A 16,675-nucleotide genomic window follows, 5' to 3' on the forward strand; every position below is an offset into this window, starting at 1 on the left:
TGAAGGTCGCAATAGTTGTCTTCTGCTTTGGTGTCCACTTGGGCTACCCAATCCATTAGTTGTTCAATTGTCGCGTCTGTGTCTGATTTTAGCTAACCGTGCTCCCCCTGAAGTTGGTCCAACTTGTGCACCAGAATCAATGTGGATTCTTTCAAAGCGCTAACTTCTCTGTGTAGCTGTGCTGTTTGGTAACCACTGAACGCGATTAGTACTAATGCCACTAGGCCGAAAATAATCTGTTTCATTTGGTAACCTGACTAATAATTCCCAAAACCTGCGTAAAATCTTCAAGCGGTACGTAAAGGCGCTTGCGAAATGTTGACTGACTATCTAGCTCAGCTCGTACGGCGAGCTTTTCAATTTCCTGCTGGAAGCGCATAAACTTTCCACTCAAGAACAGATGAACCGTTCCATCTTGGCGATGACCAATCCAAACGCTGTCACGGCATTTGGTTCCACCTTCTGACCATTCAGGGATAGCGCGCCAATATCTTTTTTCTGGCTGAACGTCCACCTTGACGCCGTGAGTCATGCGTACCAACGACTGTAGTACGCCATCTGCTGCTTCGTTACTCATGCTCATTGTGATACCTCTACCTTTTGCCAAATGCCATCTGTGTATGGTGCTTTCCAGTGACTATCTTGGGGAGCCAATCCCCACTCTAGGTAAACTAGCGCGACAATCAGTAATACAATTCTTAAACCTGTCATAAGTACCTCAACAGTTGCTAAACACGTGTCCGTCATGCTCTGTGAAATCGCCGCAGAACAGGTCACTGGCATATTGCTCATAATCAAAGTAACGCACCACTTCGCTTGGTACATCGTCAAGCAAACCAGAGTCTTCAACATACTGCATTGCGAAAGCTTCTTCGTTTTCGTACTGACCTCGGTAAGCATCGCTGGCGCTCTCGATACTGATTCCGCAAGAACAGCCGCCTGAACTACATCAAAATCAACGTTGGCGTTTTAAACAGCTTCCTACTTCGACCAATCAAAGCTGAAGATTGTTGAACAGAAGTCTGCTTTTTCGCCGCTGGTATCCACCAATTCCCAATCGTGAGCGAGAATAAAATCAATCTCTTCCTCGTCCAGGTCAACGTAGTCTTCTAGGAACTCGTGCATGTCGCTTCCGTAAAACCTCCAGCAAAGCGCCTCTTCCGTTGTTGTGATGTTTCATTCTTTCTGAGCGAACTTTGTTACGATTTCAAAAGCGTTCATAACTTCAGTCCTAACCTCTATCGTTGTCCCCCTGTGCAGCGGATGAGCTGAACTATAAGTTGATTGATTTCGTTGTAGTTTTTCTTTTCTTCAGTAAAAAGACAAATATTTTGTCATTTACTTGGTTTGTAGCAATAAAAAAAGACCGCTAGCTTGCGGCCTTTCCTGGGCTCAATCAGCTAGTCAGCTTGAATATTAAGAGTGTTGATCACATCAAGGTTTTGAACCTGCTTGTAACCGAGCACCATAGCGATAAAAGCTTTTGGGTTGTTCGCGTGTTTGTCGCGCAGGTTCTGGGTTGTTACTTGGTAAAAACCTGCAACCTCATTTAGCGAGGCGCAACCAAGTGTCTTGGCTAGTGTTGCTGTCTTCATTGTCCGATCCTATAAGTGCGCTTTAGGTTTTCTGGTAAGTTGGCTTCCATAAGCTTAACTCTGTTAGCTCGTTCCCTTCCTTTATCAGCCCACGGTGGTGAATGGGGAGATGCGCCGTAAGCTGGACTGATTAATCAATGTCTTTGTTTGGGTGCTTCTCTTGGCACATTTTCACGCGATACAACAACTCTTCATCAGTTAGCATCGTGGTAAGTGTTAAACCAGCCAACTGCGTGAGCAGAACCCAATTGCTTTTATTGATCTGCTTCTCCGGGTTGCTGTCGTTCATCCAGATATTCAGCGTTCTATTGTTCTTTGTTTGTAGGCCAAGCGCGTAACAAATATCTGACTTGCTAAAACCGCGATCGGTTATCGAAGCAACAACCCGGCGCACCATTTCTTTATCTGGTAGTTCAAAATCAACGTGCGAAGGAGGCAAGAAGCAAGGCAGGTTTAAATTGAAACCGTGCCGAACATAAGCAATATGACCACGATGAACACGAAACCGCGTGTTTAAATCAATTAGCCTAGCCGTTGTTTCTGACATGCGCTCTTCGAACTCTTCAAGCGAAACCATCTCGCCAGATGTCTTTTTCATATGTCTATTTCCAGTAGTTCCTCAATTGAAGAAACCGCATCAAAATCCCCCCGCCACGTGGCGTAATCCAAAAAGGAAGCTAGCGCCAGTTTATCCTTTCCGGTGATTTCCAACTTCAAACACTTACTTTCCATCAGTTCTTGGGTGAATACCTTATCTACAAGATTGAAATAGATGTCAGCGTTCTCAGTTGTTTCTTTAAGTCTGTTGTGCAGTTTCATTTAAGTGACCTTTATAGCCCGACTTAGCAGTGATTGCGAGTTTTCTTGGTGAGCCTCAAATTTACTACCGGGAACTAACCAAATAAACAGGTTATGTCACTATTGGTGACATATTTGATAGTTTTACGTCATTTATAATGACGAAAAATACTTGTAATAGAGTAATTACTCAGTTAAGTTCGTCCTCATTGTAAGCAATGGCGCTTACTTTGGAAGTGCATAATTCTGCACACTTTGATTTCAATTAGGTATTCATGAGCGCTATGGAAGAGGGGCGGGATTTTAAAATGCTCCTGTTAAATGCCAGGCACGGACGGGGAAATGTTCTTATTGACAGTCAGTTAGTGACAGCAAAGAAGCTTCTTAAGGAAGGTGCAAATCCAAAGGCGCTAACAATTGTTTTTGGCTGTACCTACAAGGAACTAAAGACAGCATAGAACCATGGACAACAATGACGAACTACAAACTCAATTGCAGAACGCTGACTTCATGATGAAGTTGTTTGATAGTGCCGAAGTAACACCAGAGCACCTAGGTCGCGTGAAAACCGTAATAACCAACTCAGTTGACGGCTACCAGCAGCAAAAGCGCAATGACAAGATGAATGCAATTCTTGAGCAGATGCGTGACTACAACATCACTGAAGATGAGTTGTTTAGTTTCATGACCAAGCCACGCAAGCGCACTTACGCCAAACGTTCAGCTTCTTATGTGTTCGCCGTTGTTGATGGTCACGAAGTAAAGAACCAAGGCGCATTACCAAAAGCTGTTCGTGCATTGGGATTCAATTCTAAAGATGACGTCCCAGAACTTTACTGGACCAAAGAGCGCTTCGACAAGGTGAAGGAAGATGATTGATCTGCTTTGGTCAATTGGTCGCAGCATCATTTATTTGCTGCTTGGACGTTTATTTACTGGAGTAGCAATTGGGTTTGTTGCTGCCGTTGGCTAGAACTAAGAAACCGTTATGCGTGGTGAAGTTGTTTATCTAATGGCGAACGAATTTGGGATGGTAAAGATTGGTGTTTCGGTGCATCCAGAAAAGCGCGTCAGACAGTTAACCAATGCTTCAGGGAAAGTGTTTCGCTTTCCCCATGTTGGTTCTACTGCGCGTCAGGTGGAACAAGATATGCACTATCTACTGGGCGGAATGCGCACCTGTGGTGAGTGGTTCCACTGTGATGCTAACTTTGCCTTGAATGTTTATGAAGAGCACTTATTAGGAGTAACACCCGAATGAAAAAAGTAATTGCACTTGCGCTAGCTACTAGCGCGCTGGTTGGGTGCTCAACCTTGCCAGCTAATGACCAGTATCAACCGCAGGAGATGACATCAACTATCGCAGCTCGACACGCTCAGAACGTTCGTGACCGCGAGTTGGGTAATGAGGTAGCAGCTATCACCATGATCCGCTTTGATACTGAATTTGATGGCTGGAAGTACCAAGAGCAAGCTTACTTTCTCATTGGTAAGAACAAGAAGGCTATCAATGGCTGGCAAGAGTGGGCAGATGACACAGCAGCTAGTCAGTGCGAGAACCTGACACGCGAGTTCGCGCGCCAGTTCACGAACGTTCATCAAGTTGAGTCTGTTGTTACTGCTTATATCGAAGGAGTGGATAGACCTGTCTTTGGCTCATCACAATGCAAGTTACACCGATGAAAAAATTTTTCCTATCAATTAGTGCAATTAATCTAAGTGGTTCAGCTTTGGCGCATACGCAGTCACCTCCGAACCCGCAGGTAACCACGTTCAATGAAGTGGCTAGCGGTCGAATCAAGATACACAACGGTCGCCAGTTTGACGGCTTATTCACAATCGATATTGATGAAAAGGTTTTAGGTGCAGTGTTCTTCACCAACGCTATTAATGACAGTAGCGTACTAGCACTGCAGCGTAACGCCACAAAAGACAACTATGTTAAGTTCAAAATCTCGTCAAGCGCAACTAACCACCCAACAATTCAGAGCAGCAGCATGACCACGAATGGCGGTCTTTCAGACCAAGTTACCGATGATAACAACACAAAAGCTTACTTTGGCAAAGTCGGAGGTGACGCTGGTGCTATTGTTTCATCATCAGCCCGGCCGATATCAACATAACAAACCCAGATAAAGTTTACCAAATGGCTCTGTTTACCACGCTGACACAGCCAACGCATGCAGGCGACCACGGTGTTGATCTTACAGTAATGGCAACTTGCGATGCTGGCGCATAACTAATAAGGAAATTCAATGTTTATGCTAACTCTGATTAGCACTCTCGTTCTACAAACCTAGTCCAGATTGTAGCAGCGGTCTGGACTAACCCAACGATTAACACCCCTTTCTAACACCTTTTTTGTTAATCAAAGAGAAAACCATGAGCAGAGAACTTATCCGTTGCTCGATGTGTGGCAGATACAGCCACTTACCAGAAGCCGCAGAGAACGAACCGCCAAGCCTTGCAAAGGTATGCGCCAATTGCAGAACGGTTGATTTAGTAAGGCGAGCCAACTTTAAACCAAGCAAAACTCTGGAACAGCTGGCTAAGCGACCGAAGAGAAAGCGGAAGCCGATAACTACTCCACCACAAAAACAGAAGTACTCAGAAAAGTCGGAGAATAAAGTGAACATCCAAGAAATGAGCGACAGTCAAATCACCGATACGTTCGCAGCAACTTTGCAGCGACCGAACCGCCAGAACGCAGCATTCAACAAGCGCCAGATTTATTTGATCATCAACAAAGAGCTTGGGCTAGCGAAGGTTGGAATCAGCAATCGTCCTGACCTTCGCCTTGATCAACTTTGTCAGACAACGCCGTTCCCGTTGAACATGGTATGGAGTGTGCCACTGAACAACCGTGTTAATACCGAGATTATTGAGAACATCATTCACAACGAACTGAAGAAGTACCGCGTGTTCTTTACGGTCAGTGACAACAAGACAAGCTTCAGCAGAGAAGTACTGGCAGCTCACGAACGCATCTTAAAATCGAAGCACCTTATTGGTAACTACCTTGATCGCTCTGGATGCACGATCCGCTTTGGTGGGTACACCGAGTGGTTTGCTATCGAAGCTATTAACGGTAAGCACAGCAATTTCCTGAACGGAGTCATCAAGTCGAACGATCTTCTAACCGAGTACTAAGCAATGAAACGAGCAGCAATTTTAATTTCACTACTGGCAGCTGGCGCGGCTCAAGCCGATAACCGCGCTTCTTTTGGCGTTGAGCTTTCCCCTAGCGACTTCTGGGGATTGAACTACAGCTATTACCGTCCAGATAACTTTGGACTCGGTTTAGCTCTTGGTAATAACACGGAAGCTGCGCCTGATGTGTGGGACACGTATCCTTCTTCATACTTCTGGCACTACGCAAAGCCAGAGAACGACATCACGCAAGGATCATACTATTCGGTTGGTAGTAACTACACGTGGGAAGTAGACCAGAACATCCGTGTTGCTCTGGACTTTGGCGGAACTCTATTTCAAAAGAGACTCTATCGCGGAATGCACACGCCCACTGGCATCTGGGGGCATGAAGGTGATTACTGGAAGGAGCCAGAAAGAACGAGCGAGTATGGCGTATATATTGGCACCACATACATGTACAAGTATTTAAGTGTTGGTACTAAGTATGACTCAGCACTTGGCGCTGTGTTTGGTTCTGTTGGGTTTAACTGGTGATTGGTATGTTCAGATTCTTCAGAAAGTTTCGCCTAATCAACGGCGCTACAAATGCCCTTCTTCAACTTGGGATAGACGCTTCAGAACGTAAGCAGATCATGGAAGCCGCAAGAGCAAGTAGCGCTATCGACGATATGGTTGATTTGCCTTTCCCGATGAATAACAGCCTTCGCTCGGTAGCTATCGCAGCCAAGGGAACCATGATCATGTTCGTCATAACTGAAGATGAGTACTTGGCGAATCTCTTTGGTGTGCTGCTTGAAGCAATGATGGCGCAAATAGAACTTGAGGCAGATTCTAGCTTAGCATCCAGCATCATTGATGCGTTCGTAGCTGACGCTTGGCCTGTGGGTGAAGAGCTTAAGGAGATGGCAGCCTAATGATCGAATATAGAGAATGCACCAAGTGCGCCAAGCTGCGTCATAAGTCTGAGTTTGAGTTTTGGGAGTGGCGTGGAAGCCGCCCCAAGTGCCTGCACTGCAAGCTGGAATCTGGCACGGTTCGCAAGCTCTCAGCTCAGCACATTCGAATAGCCAACCGATTAATGAAGGTGAAAAATGCGCAAAACTAAAGGTGACTTAGCACCAACTCAAGAGCAAATTGATAAGAACATTGAGCGCTTCAGCAATCACAAGGTGAATAAAGCTACTCTGTACAAGTTTCTCAAACTACAGAAGGTTCTGGAGAAGGCAGAAAATCACAACCCAGTGATCATCATGAAGAAGATTTACGGTTCTGTCGCAAATTCTGATAAAGACGTGGCAGAGCCACTCTCTAGACGCAATCATCCTGCAAGTGCATAAAATTGTTCGTAGGCGGTTTCTCCAACTATCTCTATCTGACCACGCTTCAACATCGTCCACAACTCTCGGCCGTGAAGGCTCGCTGTTGCTCCCCTTAATGACTTCCACCCAAGGGCTTGGCACGTCTTCTGTTTTACCCAACGGTGACTTTGCTCCACGATATGATTGAGATATTTGATATCCAATATCTCAATCAGTGACAACATAAAGAAACCCGTTAACCAGAGTTGAATATTCATTGCATCGATAGCCGCGTAGTTGCTTTTACTCCCATCAATGACCACTTTCTCGGGGAGGCTATGTTGAGCTATCGCCTTATTCAGAAAGGCCTTGGCAGCAGCTTCATCGCGATTGGAGCGAAGATAATAATCAATGACGTTTCCAAACTTATCGACCGCTCGATAGTAGTAAAGCCCTTCTCCTTTCACTTTGATGTAGGTCTCATCCATGCGCCACGAAGTAGAGACAGGCTTTTTCTTTGATCTCGCTTTATGTTCTAAAACAGGTGTAAATTTGATAACCCAACGATTAATAGTTGCATGTTCCACACACACCACGTTCCCTCTGGATTTCTTCAATCTCGCGATAACTGAGTTTGTAAGCGAGGTAATAGCGAACGGTTTCGAGAATAACTTCAGAGGGAAAGTGGCAGCCTTTAAACATTATAATTCAGGTATTGAGTCGAAATTGGCCAAATCCTAACCTATAAAATTAAACTTTGCGACAAAACCCCAAGAGGCTACCCAAATGGCAATGACAGGAACAGAACGCGCAAACAAATCTCGCAGAACTAGACGAGCAAAGCAGTACTTGGCCTACAGCTTCAAAGAGAAAGAGATTCCAGCACGCGTCGATCCATATATCTACATCCAATCATTCGAGCACTTTCTTTCAGATGAGCACAACATCAAGAAGCAAGAGATGTCAGAAGAATGGCGCAAAGCGTTCCTTGCTCGCGTTCGTGCTATGTGTATGAACCGCACCAACTACGTGAAGCTCATAACTTTGTTGATGAGCAACTTAAGCAATAATCTATATCCAATTGATTTATACGGTGTTACGTTTTGAAACATCTTAACGCCGTGATCCAGCCCCAAAACTTCCCCTTCCTTACAGACTAAACCGTATTGCCAACGCTAATATCCCGCACAGAAAAGTGAACCAAGAATCACAACAATAACAGTGACATACGTCTTATAAACAAGAAAAAGCAGTGGTATTAGAATGAAGAAATTAGCAGTGGCAGCAATATTAGCTGCAGGTATTTCAGCACCAACTTTGGCGCAGGATGGTAAAGGTTTTCGAGCAGAGATTGGTTTCAGCTCAAACTGGTATGACGAATTTGGTTATGAATCGGATAGTGAATCTGGTTTTGTTCTTCGTGGTGGGTACGATTTTAACAAGATCGTCGGCGTATCGTTGAGCTATGAGAAAGTTGGCCCTTGGAGTGAGAACTATGGTTCGTCTACTTCAGAGATTGAGGTTAGTCGTTTTGGTGCGCAGGTTGAAGTTGGTTATGACTTCCAGAACGCCGGGTTTGCAATCAAGCCATATATTGGCTTTGGACTTGCGAACACCAAAGCTGAAGGTACGTTTACTGATGTCTACTGCGTCAACTGGAACTGCTACAGAAGTGAATATACAGCAAAGAACAGCGAGACAAGCGCAACTGGTGCATTTGGCGTTCGCATGACGTTCAATGAGATCATGACGTTTGGCTACGAAGCAAAGGCGCAAGAGTTCTCAGATGTTGATTTATACACTCACCAACTACTAGTTGGCCTTAAGTTCTAGGGGGAAGTAATGACTAAGTTTAAAAAGACCTCACTTGCAGTTGTCATTCTGGCGACTGTTTCAATGACTGGCTGTCAAACTACCCAATCATCACGCAATAGCTTAGATAGCTCTGTTGTTGATGTTAGCGACCGTGTTGTTTCTATGAAGCGCGGCGTTCTTCTGATGGCTGACCATGTTCAGGTTACGAACAAGCAACTTGAAGACCAACAAAAGAGCCTAGCGGGTGGTGTTATGGGTGCTGGCGCTGCTACAGCCGCTTATGGTGGTCTTAGTGGTAATCGTAACGCTGCGGCAATTGGTGGTGCTGTAGCTCTGGTTGGTCTAGTTGGAATGGCTGCACAGTCAATGTCAGACAGCAAGAAAATTGACGCTATTCGCTACACCGTTGAGTACCAAAACGGCGGTATGATCGAAGCATTCCAAATCGATGACAACCCGATCATGGTTGGCTCTCCAGTGTTCGTGCGCCAGTTCCGTTCTGGCAAACTCAACATCAGTCTAGACACGACAGCTGGCGTTCAGTTCCAGCGCGCACAGAAGACTAACTATGCAGGTGATGCCGAGAAGCAGGCCAAGGCCGATGCTGAAGCAGCTCGAATCGCAGCTGAAAAAGAAGAAGATCGCCAGTTCGCGCGTGAACATGCTCGCCGCAGAATCGAAGCAAATACTTCAACTCAAGAAACCATTGCAGACAAAGTTGGTGACACAATCGATGCTAGAAACGAAGCAGTTCGCGGTAGCAATGAGCGCACAATTAACATCAATGCGACTGGTCTGTAGACAAAGCACCACAATGTAATACATAGATGGCTGTCAATGTGCAGCCATGGTTTTATCGCTCACCAGAAAACAAATGATCATATTTATAGTAGTGACTCAATCCTAAAGCATTCCGATCTCTGCAGACCAATCGGTATTACTAACGGTATTGCCGCTTGCAGGATCATGGCAAAGAATCACAACACCACCAGTAAGTTAGGTTTGACCAGAAATAAAACAGCAGTGGCATAAGCATGAAAAAAATAGCACCTCTTATAGCGTTGGCATCGTGCCCAGCAGTATCAGACACCGTAAGGGAAGACTTTAATAATTGGACAGCGCTACTTAACCAAGTGACCGATGACCACAGAGCGGCAACGGTGATAGGTTTCGATAATAACCACAACCAAGCTTTGTCGTGGGAGTGTTCAGTAAGGAACGATGGTTTTGCGCGAGAAGCGTTCAAGGTAAAGGTTCCAAACAGAGACTTATCTTATGGCGTGAATTTTAATACCGATGTTGGCTCTGGAAGCTTCTACATGCCAAATCAAGGAACTGATTCATGGAATTGGTCAGAGGTAAGTAACCTAAGCTTCATCAAATCCATGCGTGATTCGATGTTGGCTCGACTAGAGTTCAAAGGATACGAGCGTAGCGAAAATGGTTCAATCGACCGTGGAATAACGCGAGTTGCTATAGATATGACAAGCTCGGACAAAGCAATAGAGCGAGCTAGAGCGTTCTGCAACAACACTAGATTCTTTGACGTTAGCTATTCGGACAATGAGATACTGGTTGATGGCAAGCCGATAAGCAAGTTCTGCTACGAACCATTAGCTGGAACAATGTCGGGCGACGCTTTTATCAAGCAAATCTTTATCACTAGACCTAGTGAATTTTCAAGAAGCTGCTCAGATGCAAATCAAGAAGCACGATGGCGCGAGCATGAGGTTACTCACATTGGGGGTAACAGGTTCGAGATTGCCGTGATTGATGGTAGGTCAACAATCACGTACAGAGCCAAGCTTAACAATGTTCGAATGTATGATCATGACTCCGTGATAATGGAGCGAATCAGCAATGTTGAATAGACTGACCGTGCTGGCTGGGCTGGTTTCGCTTCCTTTCGTAGCCTCTGCCAGCCTTCTGTATCTTGACTGGGACACCAGACTACCTAACGGAACAGCGACTCGAATCAATGCAGATTCAGGCACAATTGAGCACTACATGGCTCAAATCAAGCACTTACCAAACGGAGGCAGGACAATTCAGTTTACGCATATGTCGAGCATCTTTGACATTTGCTCTGATCGAGAGTTTGTTGTTGATGAACCATACGATGAGTTATTTACGATTAACGGCATTCGAATCCAGATGGCTGCAGTTTGCAGAGATAAAACTAAGTCTGGACGCCGTGATTTGGTGTACATGACAGCAACACCCAAGAACGAAGAAGATCTAGAACTCGTAGTTAATGCATTCACAAAGGGTAAGAACGTTCTTGTTCTATTCCCAATTGACACAACCAACGGTTCTGTGGACTTCAATGCTATGGGGTTCTCTGCAGCTTGGAATAAATAGAAAAATCAGAATGAAAAAATTAACAGTGGCAATCGCAGTAGCTGCTTTGGCGGGTTGCAATAGCAGCGACGAAGAAATAGAAGCAACACCAGATTCACCAACCGACACACTTGGCGCGTGTGTGGGTAAATATACTGCTTACGTTCAACCAGACGGCATGAGCTATCACCTTGTAGGTGCAATCTCCAAGCGAGAAAATCCTGCTCTTCCTTATAACTGGGACTCAGAGTACGATGGGAAAGTTAACCTAACAGTCGAGTACGATGAATCGTACTGCAGTGACTTTGACGTAGATACGGCGATTTACATCTCAAAGAATTCTGACAGCGATTACTTTGCTTTTGAAAGACAAACGGATGTCAGCGCTGCTCAGGCGAATCTAGAAATGGCATTGATGGCTCCGCATCAGCACTTGGTTGTTGATAGCGATATAGCCGTTAAGGTGATACGAGTTGTTGGCGTTCAAAAGGTGTTTGAGTGGAATAGCGACACCCAAGAAGAACACTATCGAATTGAAGACACCCACAGCTACACAGCGGATTATGGCGATGATTTTGTATTTGCTACTTTAAAATACGCTCGGTTCCAGCTGGATGAGAATGCTATGGAGTTCTCGACCAGATCCCAACTTGAAGGTCTTATTGGCGACTGCGCAAACGTTGGTTCTGAATGTTGGGCTGGCTATTTCCATCGAACGTTTGATGCATCCCAGCCCCAAGTATACTTTGCCAAGAAGTTTAAGATTGATCCAGATTACGCGAAGGCGATAGTTGATATGTACTTTGACAGTGTTGAGGTTCCACCAATTCCAATGCCAGTGGAGTAAGCATGCGTAGAGTTCTAGTTTTCATCCTTAAGTGGGTAGCATCAATGATCGGCGTGGCGTTCTTTGCTGGTTATTGTGCAACGATTTGGAAAAGCGAATCAGGCCAATTGCTTGTGCTGTGGATTTGGGTTTCTATGTCGCTTGGCATTACTTGGAAGATGTTCAAGAACCACTGATGCAAAGATGGCTGCCAATGTGCAGCCATTGTTTTACTTGATATCCACGCAGTCGTGACCTTTCTGCATGCTTTTCCTATATCGATTAATTGCCAAGTCCAGTTGGTGAACGCTGGTTAGCTTCTGCTTTCTGATGAATCCTCAGCAAGCTTTGGGTATCTCATTATTTTCCCAATATCGATTGTGAGTAATAAATATTGTCAATTAGAAGCTTTAAATCTTGTGAGTGTTGTTCGAGGTTAGTGAAGCGCATCGCTTCAGATACTAGCGGAACGGTAAGTCATTAACCTTCCAACTTAGTCGAGCACTTAGTTGTGTTATCCGTTCAATCTGATGTCTTCACCTAACCCTTCTCATGAATGAATACTCAATTAAACGTTAGGTGCGATTACTGATTCAGTTACAGAAATTAGATAAAGAATGAAACTCTTATCTCAAGCAGTTATGTCCCAAACATTCATACTTCACATGTAGCTCAGTGATCTGCTTTTGCTAGCCCGAAATTTATTGGAGGTCACAGTTCATCAATCAAATCCCATACTTGTCGATATACGAAAGTCGCTACTCTAGTTGTATGAACACAAAGACCTTTCTTCTAGCCCAAATACATCGAGCAAGACTAGACTGTGACAAATGCTTAATCGAACTTCTTGATATGATGAGCCTAGCCGTGATGCGAAACAGTTCAGTAGAAATCGATAGGCATTTAATGAACGACATGTTCGAGGGTGACATACTTCTAATCATTGCACTGACCGACACAAACTTATCGATCAACTTTAACGAATTTGTACTAATAGAGTCGGTGCAATATGTTATGAAGTTTGGCCGCGCATTACCAAGTTAATGCACAAGCTTGGGCTGCTTTGCTCCTTAACCATGCCGCTAATATGCAATAACCATAGTGGCATGGTTTTCACCTTATTTGCGGACATGCTTGTTTGTTACGTAAGCACCTTTTTAACGTCCTTTCCGCGTCAAATCACAACATCACCTTAAACTTTACGCTTTACGTCATACTGAATTGTAAAAGTGTAAAGTGAGCGATGAGATATGGATGTTAAAGTTCAGAACGACAATCAAATGGCGATTTTCGCTGCATGTGAGGTAGTCAAATCAGATAAGATCACCTCCAGAAAGGTCTCAGAAAGAGTTGGATGGTCACACGCCACCTGTGCACAATATGTAGTGGATTGGAGTAGCCAGAGGGCAAAGAAAGAACGCGATGCTGCGAAGAAGACTCAAATGAGCAGTAAATTTGTCAGAGCTTTGCATGATGAGGTTGATGACATAATTGGTCGCCTCAGAACTGTTGATGCAATAGGGAGTCGTTCATCCTGAAATCAAAGTAGTTCTCTGCCTAAATGACGTAACTCGCATCTGGAAAAACCTTTTAGAACAATTACTTAAATTAGAAAGATGCTGATAACTTTAAGAATGGGGAAAGTCGCTTAGTGAAGCGTCCAAATTTGCGGGTGCGCATCACTTCGTGCTGCTACTAGGTTGAACTTGTTAAAAGCTTAAAATATCTAAAAAGGGTAGCTGTAAGTGTGTTGTCCGTAAGCAAATCTGAAATATTGGAAATGTTCCATTTCCTGCTCTCTATCTAACTTTCTGATTCTCCTGTCAGTTCATAAATTCAACAAATCAAACTAAGTTTGCACCTACATTAGAGTAAGCGCTCTAATGTAATGTGCGCTTCATCACATTTAACAAGGTATCAAACTATGAACACCCTAAAACTATCTGCTGTGACCGTAATGATTGTTGCAGGTTCACTAACAGGTTGTGCTCAACGTCCACTAGCAACAATTCCTACTGATACTACAGTTATGATTCAAACTAATACCGCTCCCGAAGCGATCTATGAAGCTGCTGTTCAATGCGTTTTGGATAATGTTAATCCACCATCATCAGGTCAACTATTCACTTATCAGAGTGAGAAGAATAGTCAGCTAGCTTTTGTTTACCATGATCGTGCTGCCTATATGCTTCTGGGTAATCCTCAATCAAACGAGTTTAAAGCAACAATCCGCATCAATGGGAAGAAAGGTGAGATCAAATCTCAAGGCATCCAGTGGTTTCAAACTCCATCTCAATATGTAACAGGTGGTTGGCAAGATCCTCATATGCTACACAATCAAGAGTACGTAGATAATATGTATAGTGCTGTTAATGATATGAAGAATAAGCTCAATACGTGTATCACTCAATACGCTTCAAGTTAATAGAGGTTAAGTTGTGAAAAAGTTAATTGCATTTTCAGTGTTAGCCGCATCTATTCTATCGGGTTGTGGTGGAGATGGTGGCACTGATGCACCATCTTCAGTAAAGGTCGATATGTCAACTCAAGAGTACCTTATTAATAACACCCCCGTATTTACCCATGCAGAGAGCGTAATACTTCCTAAAACTCACGATTACTATGGTGTTGATCAATCTAGTCAGATTAGAGTGGATATAGATTTATATTTCACTGGTGAATATCGACTGCGTACTTATCCATTCAATGACAATATACAAGAGTTTGAGAATACCCCTTCGTTTGAACACTTTTTCGATCCAGAGGTAACTTGCAAAGATCAGCTTGTTGACTCCCTTAGTGGAGAACGTAGTGGATTCATTACACCTTCAGGTGGTGCTTGTCGTGTAACATTGATTAATATGGTAATCAAAGATACAAAAGCACCAGTAAATGTATGGTTTACGTTAAAGAATGGTACACCAATATCAGCAGGTTCAAGAGATCCGGATTCTGACGAGGTTATTTTAGGTTTTGGCGAATAGATAATTGTGAAACGTATAGAACTAGCTTTAGCTTTCATGGCTCTCTTGCAAAGGCAAGTTACAGTTTGACCATGAGCTAGCCACTCAAGCAACTAGAAGATGGACAGAAACGCACTACATTCCTTTATCTCTCACATGCCCCATATAGCCGTCATCCTCGCGAAAATGAGGATCTCATACCACGTGTAGGTATATAAAAATATTCGATTAAGTCACGTAGTTTAACTTTTCAACGCGCTGAATGAGATCCCCTTTTTCAAGGGGATGACGGTGAATTTGGTATGGTTTGAGACGCCGATAGGGGTAAATGCATATTACAGATTTTGCTAAATTAGTAAATAATGAATTAATTTTTGTATCAAGAACCACTAAAATTATCCGGACCACAGTAAACACTATACCCAACGATGGAATGAAAAATGCCAAGCGTTGATAATTACTCTTAAATGCTTGTTAGCTTTTGTATGTAATAGTTGGCAGTTCATAAGCTCGATTGTGTTTCTTTGCAACCAAATACTGATGCACTTGATAGTAAACCGCACTGATTTCGATATCACTAAAACCTGCTATTTTTTTAGATAACTCAAAACTATTTATTTGAAACAACTCTCCATCACCTAAGTCCTCTAACGAAATTACTAATTCTCGTCTCATATAAGCCAATGAACTAGTAAGCCTATATGGTGTACTTTTGGAAACAAACGCTTCCGCTATTAACAACCATTCAGACTCATATAAATCAGGTGTATTTTTCTTCATAAGTTCATCAAATAAGATGAATACTGCTGAAATCGTTGGCTCAAACACATCATCAGAGCCGGTTGCCAACCCTTTCTGTTGTTTTTTATCAACAAGATTAAAGAGGATTTCTCTTGATGAATCATTAAAAAAGAAATCTATTAGATCATCTTTTTTCATTGTATTCTCCTTGAAAACTAACGCTTTATGTACAGTAACAAGCCGCCTTTCCCACTCTCATCTTGCCGCCAAACAATAAGACAAACATATCAAGGATATCGGCAAAATGTATAGCATAGCAGCTGTGCGTGATTTAATTCTCGTAAGCTGATTCGCAAAACCATCTCAAGCCAACTGTACTCATAATCAGTAGGTTCTACGCCTCTTAGTATCTCGCTCGCACTTGATTTGCAGATTGAAGACCCGGCGTTCAAATAGTTCGTGCTAAAACCTAGCGCCTTCATTTGTCGCTTAATCTTTGCGTTCAGTGGCCGGGAAAGAGTAGACATAGTTGCATCCTATAGACGTAAAAAAAACGCCCTGAAGACTAGGCGGTCTAATACCTTGCTGCATCTTCAAGGCGAGACAAGTATCGCTTTTATGCCATGCGTGGGCAAATCAGCGCAGGGCATACCTTTCTGCACACGTTCTTCCATTAAATGCGCGTCTTGGCTCCAAGTGGAAAGCTGCATTGGGAATACTAGACTGAGCGTTGATCGCATCCCGGGACATCGCAATTTGCTCCTTGATCCGTGACTTCATCTTGGCTCTGTTCGACCAACCAAACGCATGACTGATAAAGTAATCGCCAGCCTTCTCAAACTGAGACTCATTAGTAATCTCCAACATCATAAACGCATTCATCGCGCATTCTGTGTTCGCTACCCTCAAGTCATCGTTCGCCACTGCAGGAAGAGAAAATAGCGCCACTGCTAACGCTGTTGTTCTTAGTTTCATTATTGTTCGCCTCTTATTTGGGAGGAGGATTCTAGCAGCAGGTAGAAGGGAGGATGTTGATCTGACACCAATCAATAAAATTAATGTCAATTTGACTCGAATATTTATTAAAGAGTCATTTTGATCCAAAAGAAAACATGTCATTTAGACACAAAAACAAACAACGTAGAG

Annotated in this window: 30 protein-coding genes and 1 pseudogene; 20 read left to right on the forward strand and 11 right to left on the reverse strand. The window is 43.6% G+C overall.

The genetic code is table 11. The features are described from left to right. Nucleotides 1-92: 92 nt before the first annotated feature. From J4N45_RS14420 to J4N45_RS14450, 8 genes are all read right to left on the reverse strand, one after another. On the reverse strand, nucleotides 93-245 hold the full coding sequence (locus tag J4N45_RS14420; RefSeq protein WP_252011208.1) for a hypothetical protein: 153 nt from the start codon (nucleotides 243-245) through the stop codon (nucleotides 93-95). After that, nucleotides 242-583, reverse strand: a complete 342-nt coding sequence (locus tag J4N45_RS14425; protein ID WP_252011207.1) for a hypothetical protein — start codon at nucleotides 581-583, stop codon at nucleotides 242-244. Before J4N45_RS14425 ends, J4N45_RS14420 begins: the two co-directional genes overlap by 4 nt. Beyond that, nucleotides 580-711, reverse strand: a complete 132-nt coding sequence (locus J4N45_RS27225) for a hypothetical protein (protein WP_286036861.1) — start codon at nucleotides 709-711, stop codon at nucleotides 580-582. The genes J4N45_RS14425 and J4N45_RS27225 overlap by 4 nt, the downstream gene beginning before the upstream one ends. 7 nt (nucleotides 712-718) lie before the next feature. After that, entirely contained in the window at nucleotides 719-922 is a 204-nt protein-coding gene (locus J4N45_RS14430; protein WP_353505885.1) for an antirestriction protein ArdA, read from the reverse strand. A gap of 59 nt (nucleotides 923-981) precedes the next feature. Then, nucleotides 982-1,125, reverse strand: a complete 144-nt coding sequence (locus J4N45_RS14435; protein WP_252011205.1) for a hypothetical protein — start codon at nucleotides 1,123-1,125, stop codon at nucleotides 982-984. Between the two features lie 275 nt (nucleotides 1,126-1,400). Then, entirely contained in the window at nucleotides 1,401-1,595 is a 195-nt protein-coding gene (locus J4N45_RS14440) for a hypothetical protein (RefSeq protein WP_252011204.1), read from the reverse strand. A 130-nt stretch (nucleotides 1,596-1,725) separates the two neighbouring features. Beyond that, nucleotides 1,726-2,193, reverse strand: coding sequence for a hypothetical protein (locus tag J4N45_RS14445; protein ID WP_252011506.1), 468 nt, complete (start codon nucleotides 2,191-2,193; stop codon nucleotides 1,726-1,728). Continuing rightward, on the reverse strand, nucleotides 2,190-2,414 hold the full coding sequence (locus J4N45_RS14450; RefSeq protein WP_252011202.1) for a hypothetical protein: 225 nt from the start codon (nucleotides 2,412-2,414) through the stop codon (nucleotides 2,190-2,192). The genes J4N45_RS14445 and J4N45_RS14450 overlap by 4 nt, the downstream gene beginning before the upstream one ends. A gap of 441 nt (nucleotides 2,415-2,855) precedes the next feature. On the opposite strand from J4N45_RS14450, the gene J4N45_RS14455 reads away from it, so the two are divergent. The 9 genes from J4N45_RS14455 to J4N45_RS14495 all read left to right on the forward strand — a co-directional run bounded on the left by J4N45_RS14455 (nucleotide 2,856) and on the right by J4N45_RS14495 (nucleotide 6,883). Further along, nucleotides 2,856-3,272: a hypothetical protein gene (locus J4N45_RS14455; RefSeq protein WP_252011201.1), complete on the forward strand. Its 417-nt coding sequence runs from the start codon at nucleotides 2,856-2,858 to the stop codon at nucleotides 3,270-3,272. A gap of 109 nt (nucleotides 3,273-3,381) precedes the next feature. Next, nucleotides 3,382-3,654, forward strand: a complete 273-nt coding sequence (locus J4N45_RS14460) for a GIY-YIG nuclease family protein (protein ID WP_252011505.1) — start codon at nucleotides 3,382-3,384, stop codon at nucleotides 3,652-3,654. Next, the gene (locus J4N45_RS14465) at nucleotides 3,651-4,076 is read left to right on the forward strand and encodes a hypothetical protein (protein WP_252011199.1); all 426 of its coding nucleotides are present in this window, start codon (nucleotides 3,651-3,653) and stop codon (nucleotides 4,074-4,076) included. The genes J4N45_RS14460 and J4N45_RS14465 overlap by 4 nt, the downstream gene beginning before the upstream one ends. Beyond that, nucleotides 4,073-4,516 (forward strand): hypothetical protein, encoded by a 444-nt coding sequence (locus J4N45_RS14470; RefSeq protein WP_252011504.1) that lies wholly within the window; start codon nucleotides 4,073-4,075, stop codon nucleotides 4,514-4,516. Before J4N45_RS14465 ends, J4N45_RS14470 begins: the two co-directional genes overlap by 4 nt. A 259-nt stretch (nucleotides 4,517-4,775) precedes the next feature. After that, nucleotides 4,776-5,543 carry a GIY-YIG nuclease family protein gene (locus J4N45_RS14475; protein WP_252011197.1) on the forward strand — a complete coding sequence of 256 codons (768 nt, stop codon included), beginning with the start codon at nucleotides 4,776-4,778 and terminating at the stop codon, nucleotides 5,541-5,543. 3 nt (nucleotides 5,544-5,546) lie between these two features. Further along, nucleotides 5,547-6,080: a hypothetical protein gene (locus J4N45_RS14480; RefSeq protein ID WP_252011196.1), complete on the forward strand. Its 534-nt coding sequence runs from the start codon at nucleotides 5,547-5,549 to the stop codon at nucleotides 6,078-6,080. A gap of 5 nt (nucleotides 6,081-6,085) precedes the next feature. Next, nucleotides 6,086-6,460 carry a hypothetical protein gene (locus tag J4N45_RS14485; RefSeq protein WP_252011195.1) on the forward strand — a complete coding sequence of 125 codons (375 nt, stop codon included), beginning with the start codon at nucleotides 6,086-6,088 and terminating at the stop codon, nucleotides 6,458-6,460. Beyond that, nucleotides 6,460-6,651, forward strand: coding sequence for a hypothetical protein (locus tag J4N45_RS14490; protein WP_252011194.1), 192 nt, complete (start codon nucleotides 6,460-6,462; stop codon nucleotides 6,649-6,651). The genes J4N45_RS14485 and J4N45_RS14490 overlap by 1 nt, the downstream gene beginning before the upstream one ends. After that, on the forward strand, nucleotides 6,638-6,883 hold the full coding sequence (locus tag J4N45_RS14495; RefSeq protein ID WP_252011193.1) for a hypothetical protein: 246 nt from the start codon (nucleotides 6,638-6,640) through the stop codon (nucleotides 6,881-6,883). The genes J4N45_RS14490 and J4N45_RS14495 overlap by 14 nt, the downstream gene beginning before the upstream one ends. Here J4N45_RS14495 and J4N45_RS14500 read toward each other — a convergent pair. Next, nucleotides 6,865-7,546, reverse strand: a pseudogene (locus tag J4N45_RS14500) (IS6 family transposase). The gene J4N45_RS14495 and the pseudogene J4N45_RS14500 overlap by 19 nt on opposite strands. 84 nt (nucleotides 7,547-7,630) lie before the next feature. Between J4N45_RS14500 and J4N45_RS14505 the strand changes: the two are divergent. From J4N45_RS14505 to J4N45_RS14555, 11 genes are all read left to right on the forward strand, one after another. Beyond that, nucleotides 7,631-7,951: a hypothetical protein gene (locus J4N45_RS14505; protein WP_252011192.1), complete on the forward strand. Its 321-nt coding sequence runs from the start codon at nucleotides 7,631-7,633 to the stop codon at nucleotides 7,949-7,951. A 156-nt stretch (nucleotides 7,952-8,107) separates the two neighbouring features. After that, nucleotides 8,108-8,677: a porin family protein gene (locus J4N45_RS14510; protein ID WP_252011191.1), complete on the forward strand. Its 570-nt coding sequence runs from the start codon at nucleotides 8,108-8,110 to the stop codon at nucleotides 8,675-8,677. A gap of 9 nt (nucleotides 8,678-8,686) precedes the next feature. After that, nucleotides 8,687-9,460, forward strand: coding sequence for an acetate kinase (locus J4N45_RS14515; RefSeq protein ID WP_252011190.1), 774 nt, complete (start codon nucleotides 8,687-8,689; stop codon nucleotides 9,458-9,460). Nucleotides 9,461-9,693: 233 nt separating this feature from the next. Further along, nucleotides 9,694-10,530, forward strand: coding sequence for a hypothetical protein (locus J4N45_RS14520; RefSeq protein ID WP_252011189.1), 837 nt, complete (start codon nucleotides 9,694-9,696; stop codon nucleotides 10,528-10,530). Then, nucleotides 10,520-11,020 (forward strand): hypothetical protein, encoded by a 501-nt coding sequence (locus J4N45_RS14525; protein ID WP_252011188.1) that lies wholly within the window; start codon nucleotides 10,520-10,522, stop codon nucleotides 11,018-11,020. Before J4N45_RS14520 ends, J4N45_RS14525 begins: the two co-directional genes overlap by 11 nt. 10 nt (nucleotides 11,021-11,030) lie before the next feature. Next, the gene (locus J4N45_RS14530) at nucleotides 11,031-11,846 is read left to right on the forward strand and encodes a hypothetical protein (RefSeq protein WP_252011187.1); all 816 of its coding nucleotides are present in this window, start codon (nucleotides 11,031-11,033) and stop codon (nucleotides 11,844-11,846) included. A gap of 2 nt (nucleotides 11,847-11,848) precedes the next feature. After that, the gene (locus J4N45_RS14535; protein WP_252011186.1) at nucleotides 11,849-12,022 is read left to right on the forward strand and encodes a hypothetical protein; all 174 of its coding nucleotides are present in this window, start codon (nucleotides 11,849-11,851) and stop codon (nucleotides 12,020-12,022) included. 574 nt (nucleotides 12,023-12,596) lie between these two features. Beyond that, on the forward strand, nucleotides 12,597-12,869 hold the full coding sequence (locus J4N45_RS14540) for a hypothetical protein (RefSeq protein WP_252011185.1): 273 nt from the start codon (nucleotides 12,597-12,599) through the stop codon (nucleotides 12,867-12,869). Nucleotides 12,870-13,075: 206 nt separating this feature from the next. Further along, a complete protein-coding gene (locus J4N45_RS14545) occupies nucleotides 13,076-13,363 on the forward strand; it encodes a hypothetical protein (protein WP_252011184.1) in 288 nt (95 codons plus the stop codon). A 386-nt stretch (nucleotides 13,364-13,749) separates the two neighbouring features. Continuing rightward, a complete protein-coding gene (locus J4N45_RS14550; RefSeq protein WP_252011182.1) occupies nucleotides 13,750-14,250 on the forward strand; it encodes a hypothetical protein in 501 nt (166 codons plus the stop codon). 13 nt (nucleotides 14,251-14,263) lie between these two features. After that, nucleotides 14,264-14,809: a hypothetical protein gene (locus J4N45_RS14555; protein ID WP_252011181.1), complete on the forward strand. Its 546-nt coding sequence runs from the start codon at nucleotides 14,264-14,266 to the stop codon at nucleotides 14,807-14,809. 453 nt (nucleotides 14,810-15,262) lie between these two features. Here the strand turns inward: J4N45_RS14555 and J4N45_RS14560 are convergent, their stop codons facing one another. Then, a complete protein-coding gene (locus J4N45_RS14560; RefSeq protein ID WP_252011179.1) occupies nucleotides 15,263-15,727 on the reverse strand; it encodes a hypothetical protein in 465 nt (154 codons plus the stop codon). A gap of 438 nt (nucleotides 15,728-16,165) precedes the next feature. Continuing rightward, on the reverse strand, nucleotides 16,166-16,504 hold the full coding sequence (locus J4N45_RS14565) for a hypothetical protein (RefSeq protein ID WP_252011177.1): 339 nt from the start codon (nucleotides 16,502-16,504) through the stop codon (nucleotides 16,166-16,168). Nucleotides 16,505-16,675 lie beyond the last annotated feature (171 nt).

The organism is Vibrio sp. SCSIO 43140 (assembly GCF_023716585.1).
In the GTDB taxonomy this organism is placed as follows: Bacteria; Pseudomonadota; Gammaproteobacteria; order Enterobacterales; family Vibrionaceae; genus Vibrio; species Vibrio maritimus_B.

What these genes read in the sequence shown, in the direction of transcription:
- J4N45_RS14515 (WP_252011190.1), top strand. Translation starts at nt 8,687, where the DNA reads ATGACTAAGTTTAAAAAGACCTCACTTGCAGTTGTCATTCTGGCGACT.
- J4N45_RS27225 (WP_286036861.1), bottom strand. Translation starts at nt 711, where the DNA reads ATGACAGGTTTAAGAATTGTATTACTGATTGTCGCGCTAGTTTACCTA.
- J4N45_RS14550 (WP_252011182.1), top strand. Translation starts at nt 13,750, where the DNA reads ATGAACACCCTAAAACTATCTGCTGTGACCGTAATGATTGTTGCAGGT.
- J4N45_RS14565 (WP_252011177.1), bottom strand. Translation starts at nt 16,504, where the DNA reads ATGAAACTAAGAACAACAGCGTTAGCAGTGGCGCTATTTTCTCTTCCT.
- J4N45_RS14545 (WP_252011184.1), top strand. Translation starts at nt 13,076, where the DNA reads ATGGATGTTAAAGTTCAGAACGACAATCAAATGGCGATTTTCGCTGCA.
- J4N45_RS14535 (WP_252011186.1), top strand. Translation starts at nt 11,849, where the DNA reads ATGCGTAGAGTTCTAGTTTTCATCCTTAAGTGGGTAGCATCAATGATC.
- J4N45_RS14520 (WP_252011189.1), top strand. Translation starts at nt 9,694, where the DNA reads ATGAAAAAAATAGCACCTCTTATAGCGTTGGCATCGTGCCCAGCAGTA.
- J4N45_RS14450 (WP_252011202.1), bottom strand. Translation starts at nt 2,414, where the DNA reads ATGAAACTGCACAACAGACTTAAAGAAACAACTGAGAACGCTGACATC.
- J4N45_RS14540 (WP_252011185.1), top strand. Translation starts at nt 12,597, where the DNA reads ATGAACACAAAGACCTTTCTTCTAGCCCAAATACATCGAGCAAGACTA.
- J4N45_RS14560 (WP_252011179.1), bottom strand. Translation starts at nt 15,727, where the DNA reads ATGAAAAAAGATGATCTAATAGATTTCTTTTTTAATGATTCATCAAGA.
- J4N45_RS14475 (WP_252011197.1), top strand. Translation starts at nt 4,776, where the DNA reads ATGAGCAGAGAACTTATCCGTTGCTCGATGTGTGGCAGATACAGCCAC.
- J4N45_RS14480 (WP_252011196.1), top strand. Translation starts at nt 5,547, where the DNA reads ATGAAACGAGCAGCAATTTTAATTTCACTACTGGCAGCTGGCGCGGCT.
- J4N45_RS14485 (WP_252011195.1), top strand. Translation starts at nt 6,086, where the DNA reads ATGTTCAGATTCTTCAGAAAGTTTCGCCTAATCAACGGCGCTACAAAT.
- J4N45_RS14440 (WP_252011204.1), bottom strand. Translation starts at nt 1,595, where the DNA reads ATGAAGACAGCAACACTAGCCAAGACACTTGGTTGCGCCTCGCTAAAT.
- J4N45_RS14495 (WP_252011193.1), top strand. Translation starts at nt 6,638, where the DNA reads ATGCGCAAAACTAAAGGTGACTTAGCACCAACTCAAGAGCAAATTGAT.
- J4N45_RS14455 (WP_252011201.1), top strand. Translation starts at nt 2,856, where the DNA reads ATGGACAACAATGACGAACTACAAACTCAATTGCAGAACGCTGACTTC.
- J4N45_RS14505 (WP_252011192.1), top strand. Translation starts at nt 7,631, where the DNA reads ATGGCAATGACAGGAACAGAACGCGCAAACAAATCTCGCAGAACTAGA.
- J4N45_RS14425 (WP_252011207.1), bottom strand. Translation starts at nt 583, where the DNA reads ATGAGCATGAGTAACGAAGCAGCAGATGGCGTACTACAGTCGTTGGTA.
- J4N45_RS14525 (WP_252011188.1), top strand. Translation starts at nt 10,520, where the DNA reads ATGTTGAATAGACTGACCGTGCTGGCTGGGCTGGTTTCGCTTCCTTTC.
- J4N45_RS14490 (WP_252011194.1), top strand. Translation starts at nt 6,460, where the DNA reads ATGATCGAATATAGAGAATGCACCAAGTGCGCCAAGCTGCGTCATAAG.
- J4N45_RS14465 (WP_252011199.1), top strand. Translation starts at nt 3,651, where the DNA reads ATGAAAAAAGTAATTGCACTTGCGCTAGCTACTAGCGCGCTGGTTGGG.
- J4N45_RS14470 (WP_252011504.1), top strand. Translation starts at nt 4,073, where the DNA reads ATGAAAAAATTTTTCCTATCAATTAGTGCAATTAATCTAAGTGGTTCA.
- J4N45_RS14435 (WP_252011205.1), bottom strand. Translation starts at nt 1,125, where the DNA reads ATGCACGAGTTCCTAGAAGACTACGTTGACCTGGACGAGGAAGAGATT.
- J4N45_RS14445 (WP_252011506.1), bottom strand. Translation starts at nt 2,193, where the DNA reads ATGAAAAAGACATCTGGCGAGATGGTTTCGCTTGAAGAGTTCGAAGAG.
- J4N45_RS14510 (WP_252011191.1), top strand. Translation starts at nt 8,108, where the DNA reads ATGAAGAAATTAGCAGTGGCAGCAATATTAGCTGCAGGTATTTCAGCA.
- J4N45_RS14460 (WP_252011505.1), top strand. Translation starts at nt 3,382, where the DNA reads ATGCGTGGTGAAGTTGTTTATCTAATGGCGAACGAATTTGGGATGGTA.
- J4N45_RS14420 (WP_252011208.1), bottom strand. Translation starts at nt 245, where the DNA reads ATGAAACAGATTATTTTCGGCCTAGTGGCATTAGTACTAATCGCGTTC.
- J4N45_RS14530 (WP_252011187.1), top strand. Translation starts at nt 11,031, where the DNA reads ATGAAAAAATTAACAGTGGCAATCGCAGTAGCTGCTTTGGCGGGTTGC.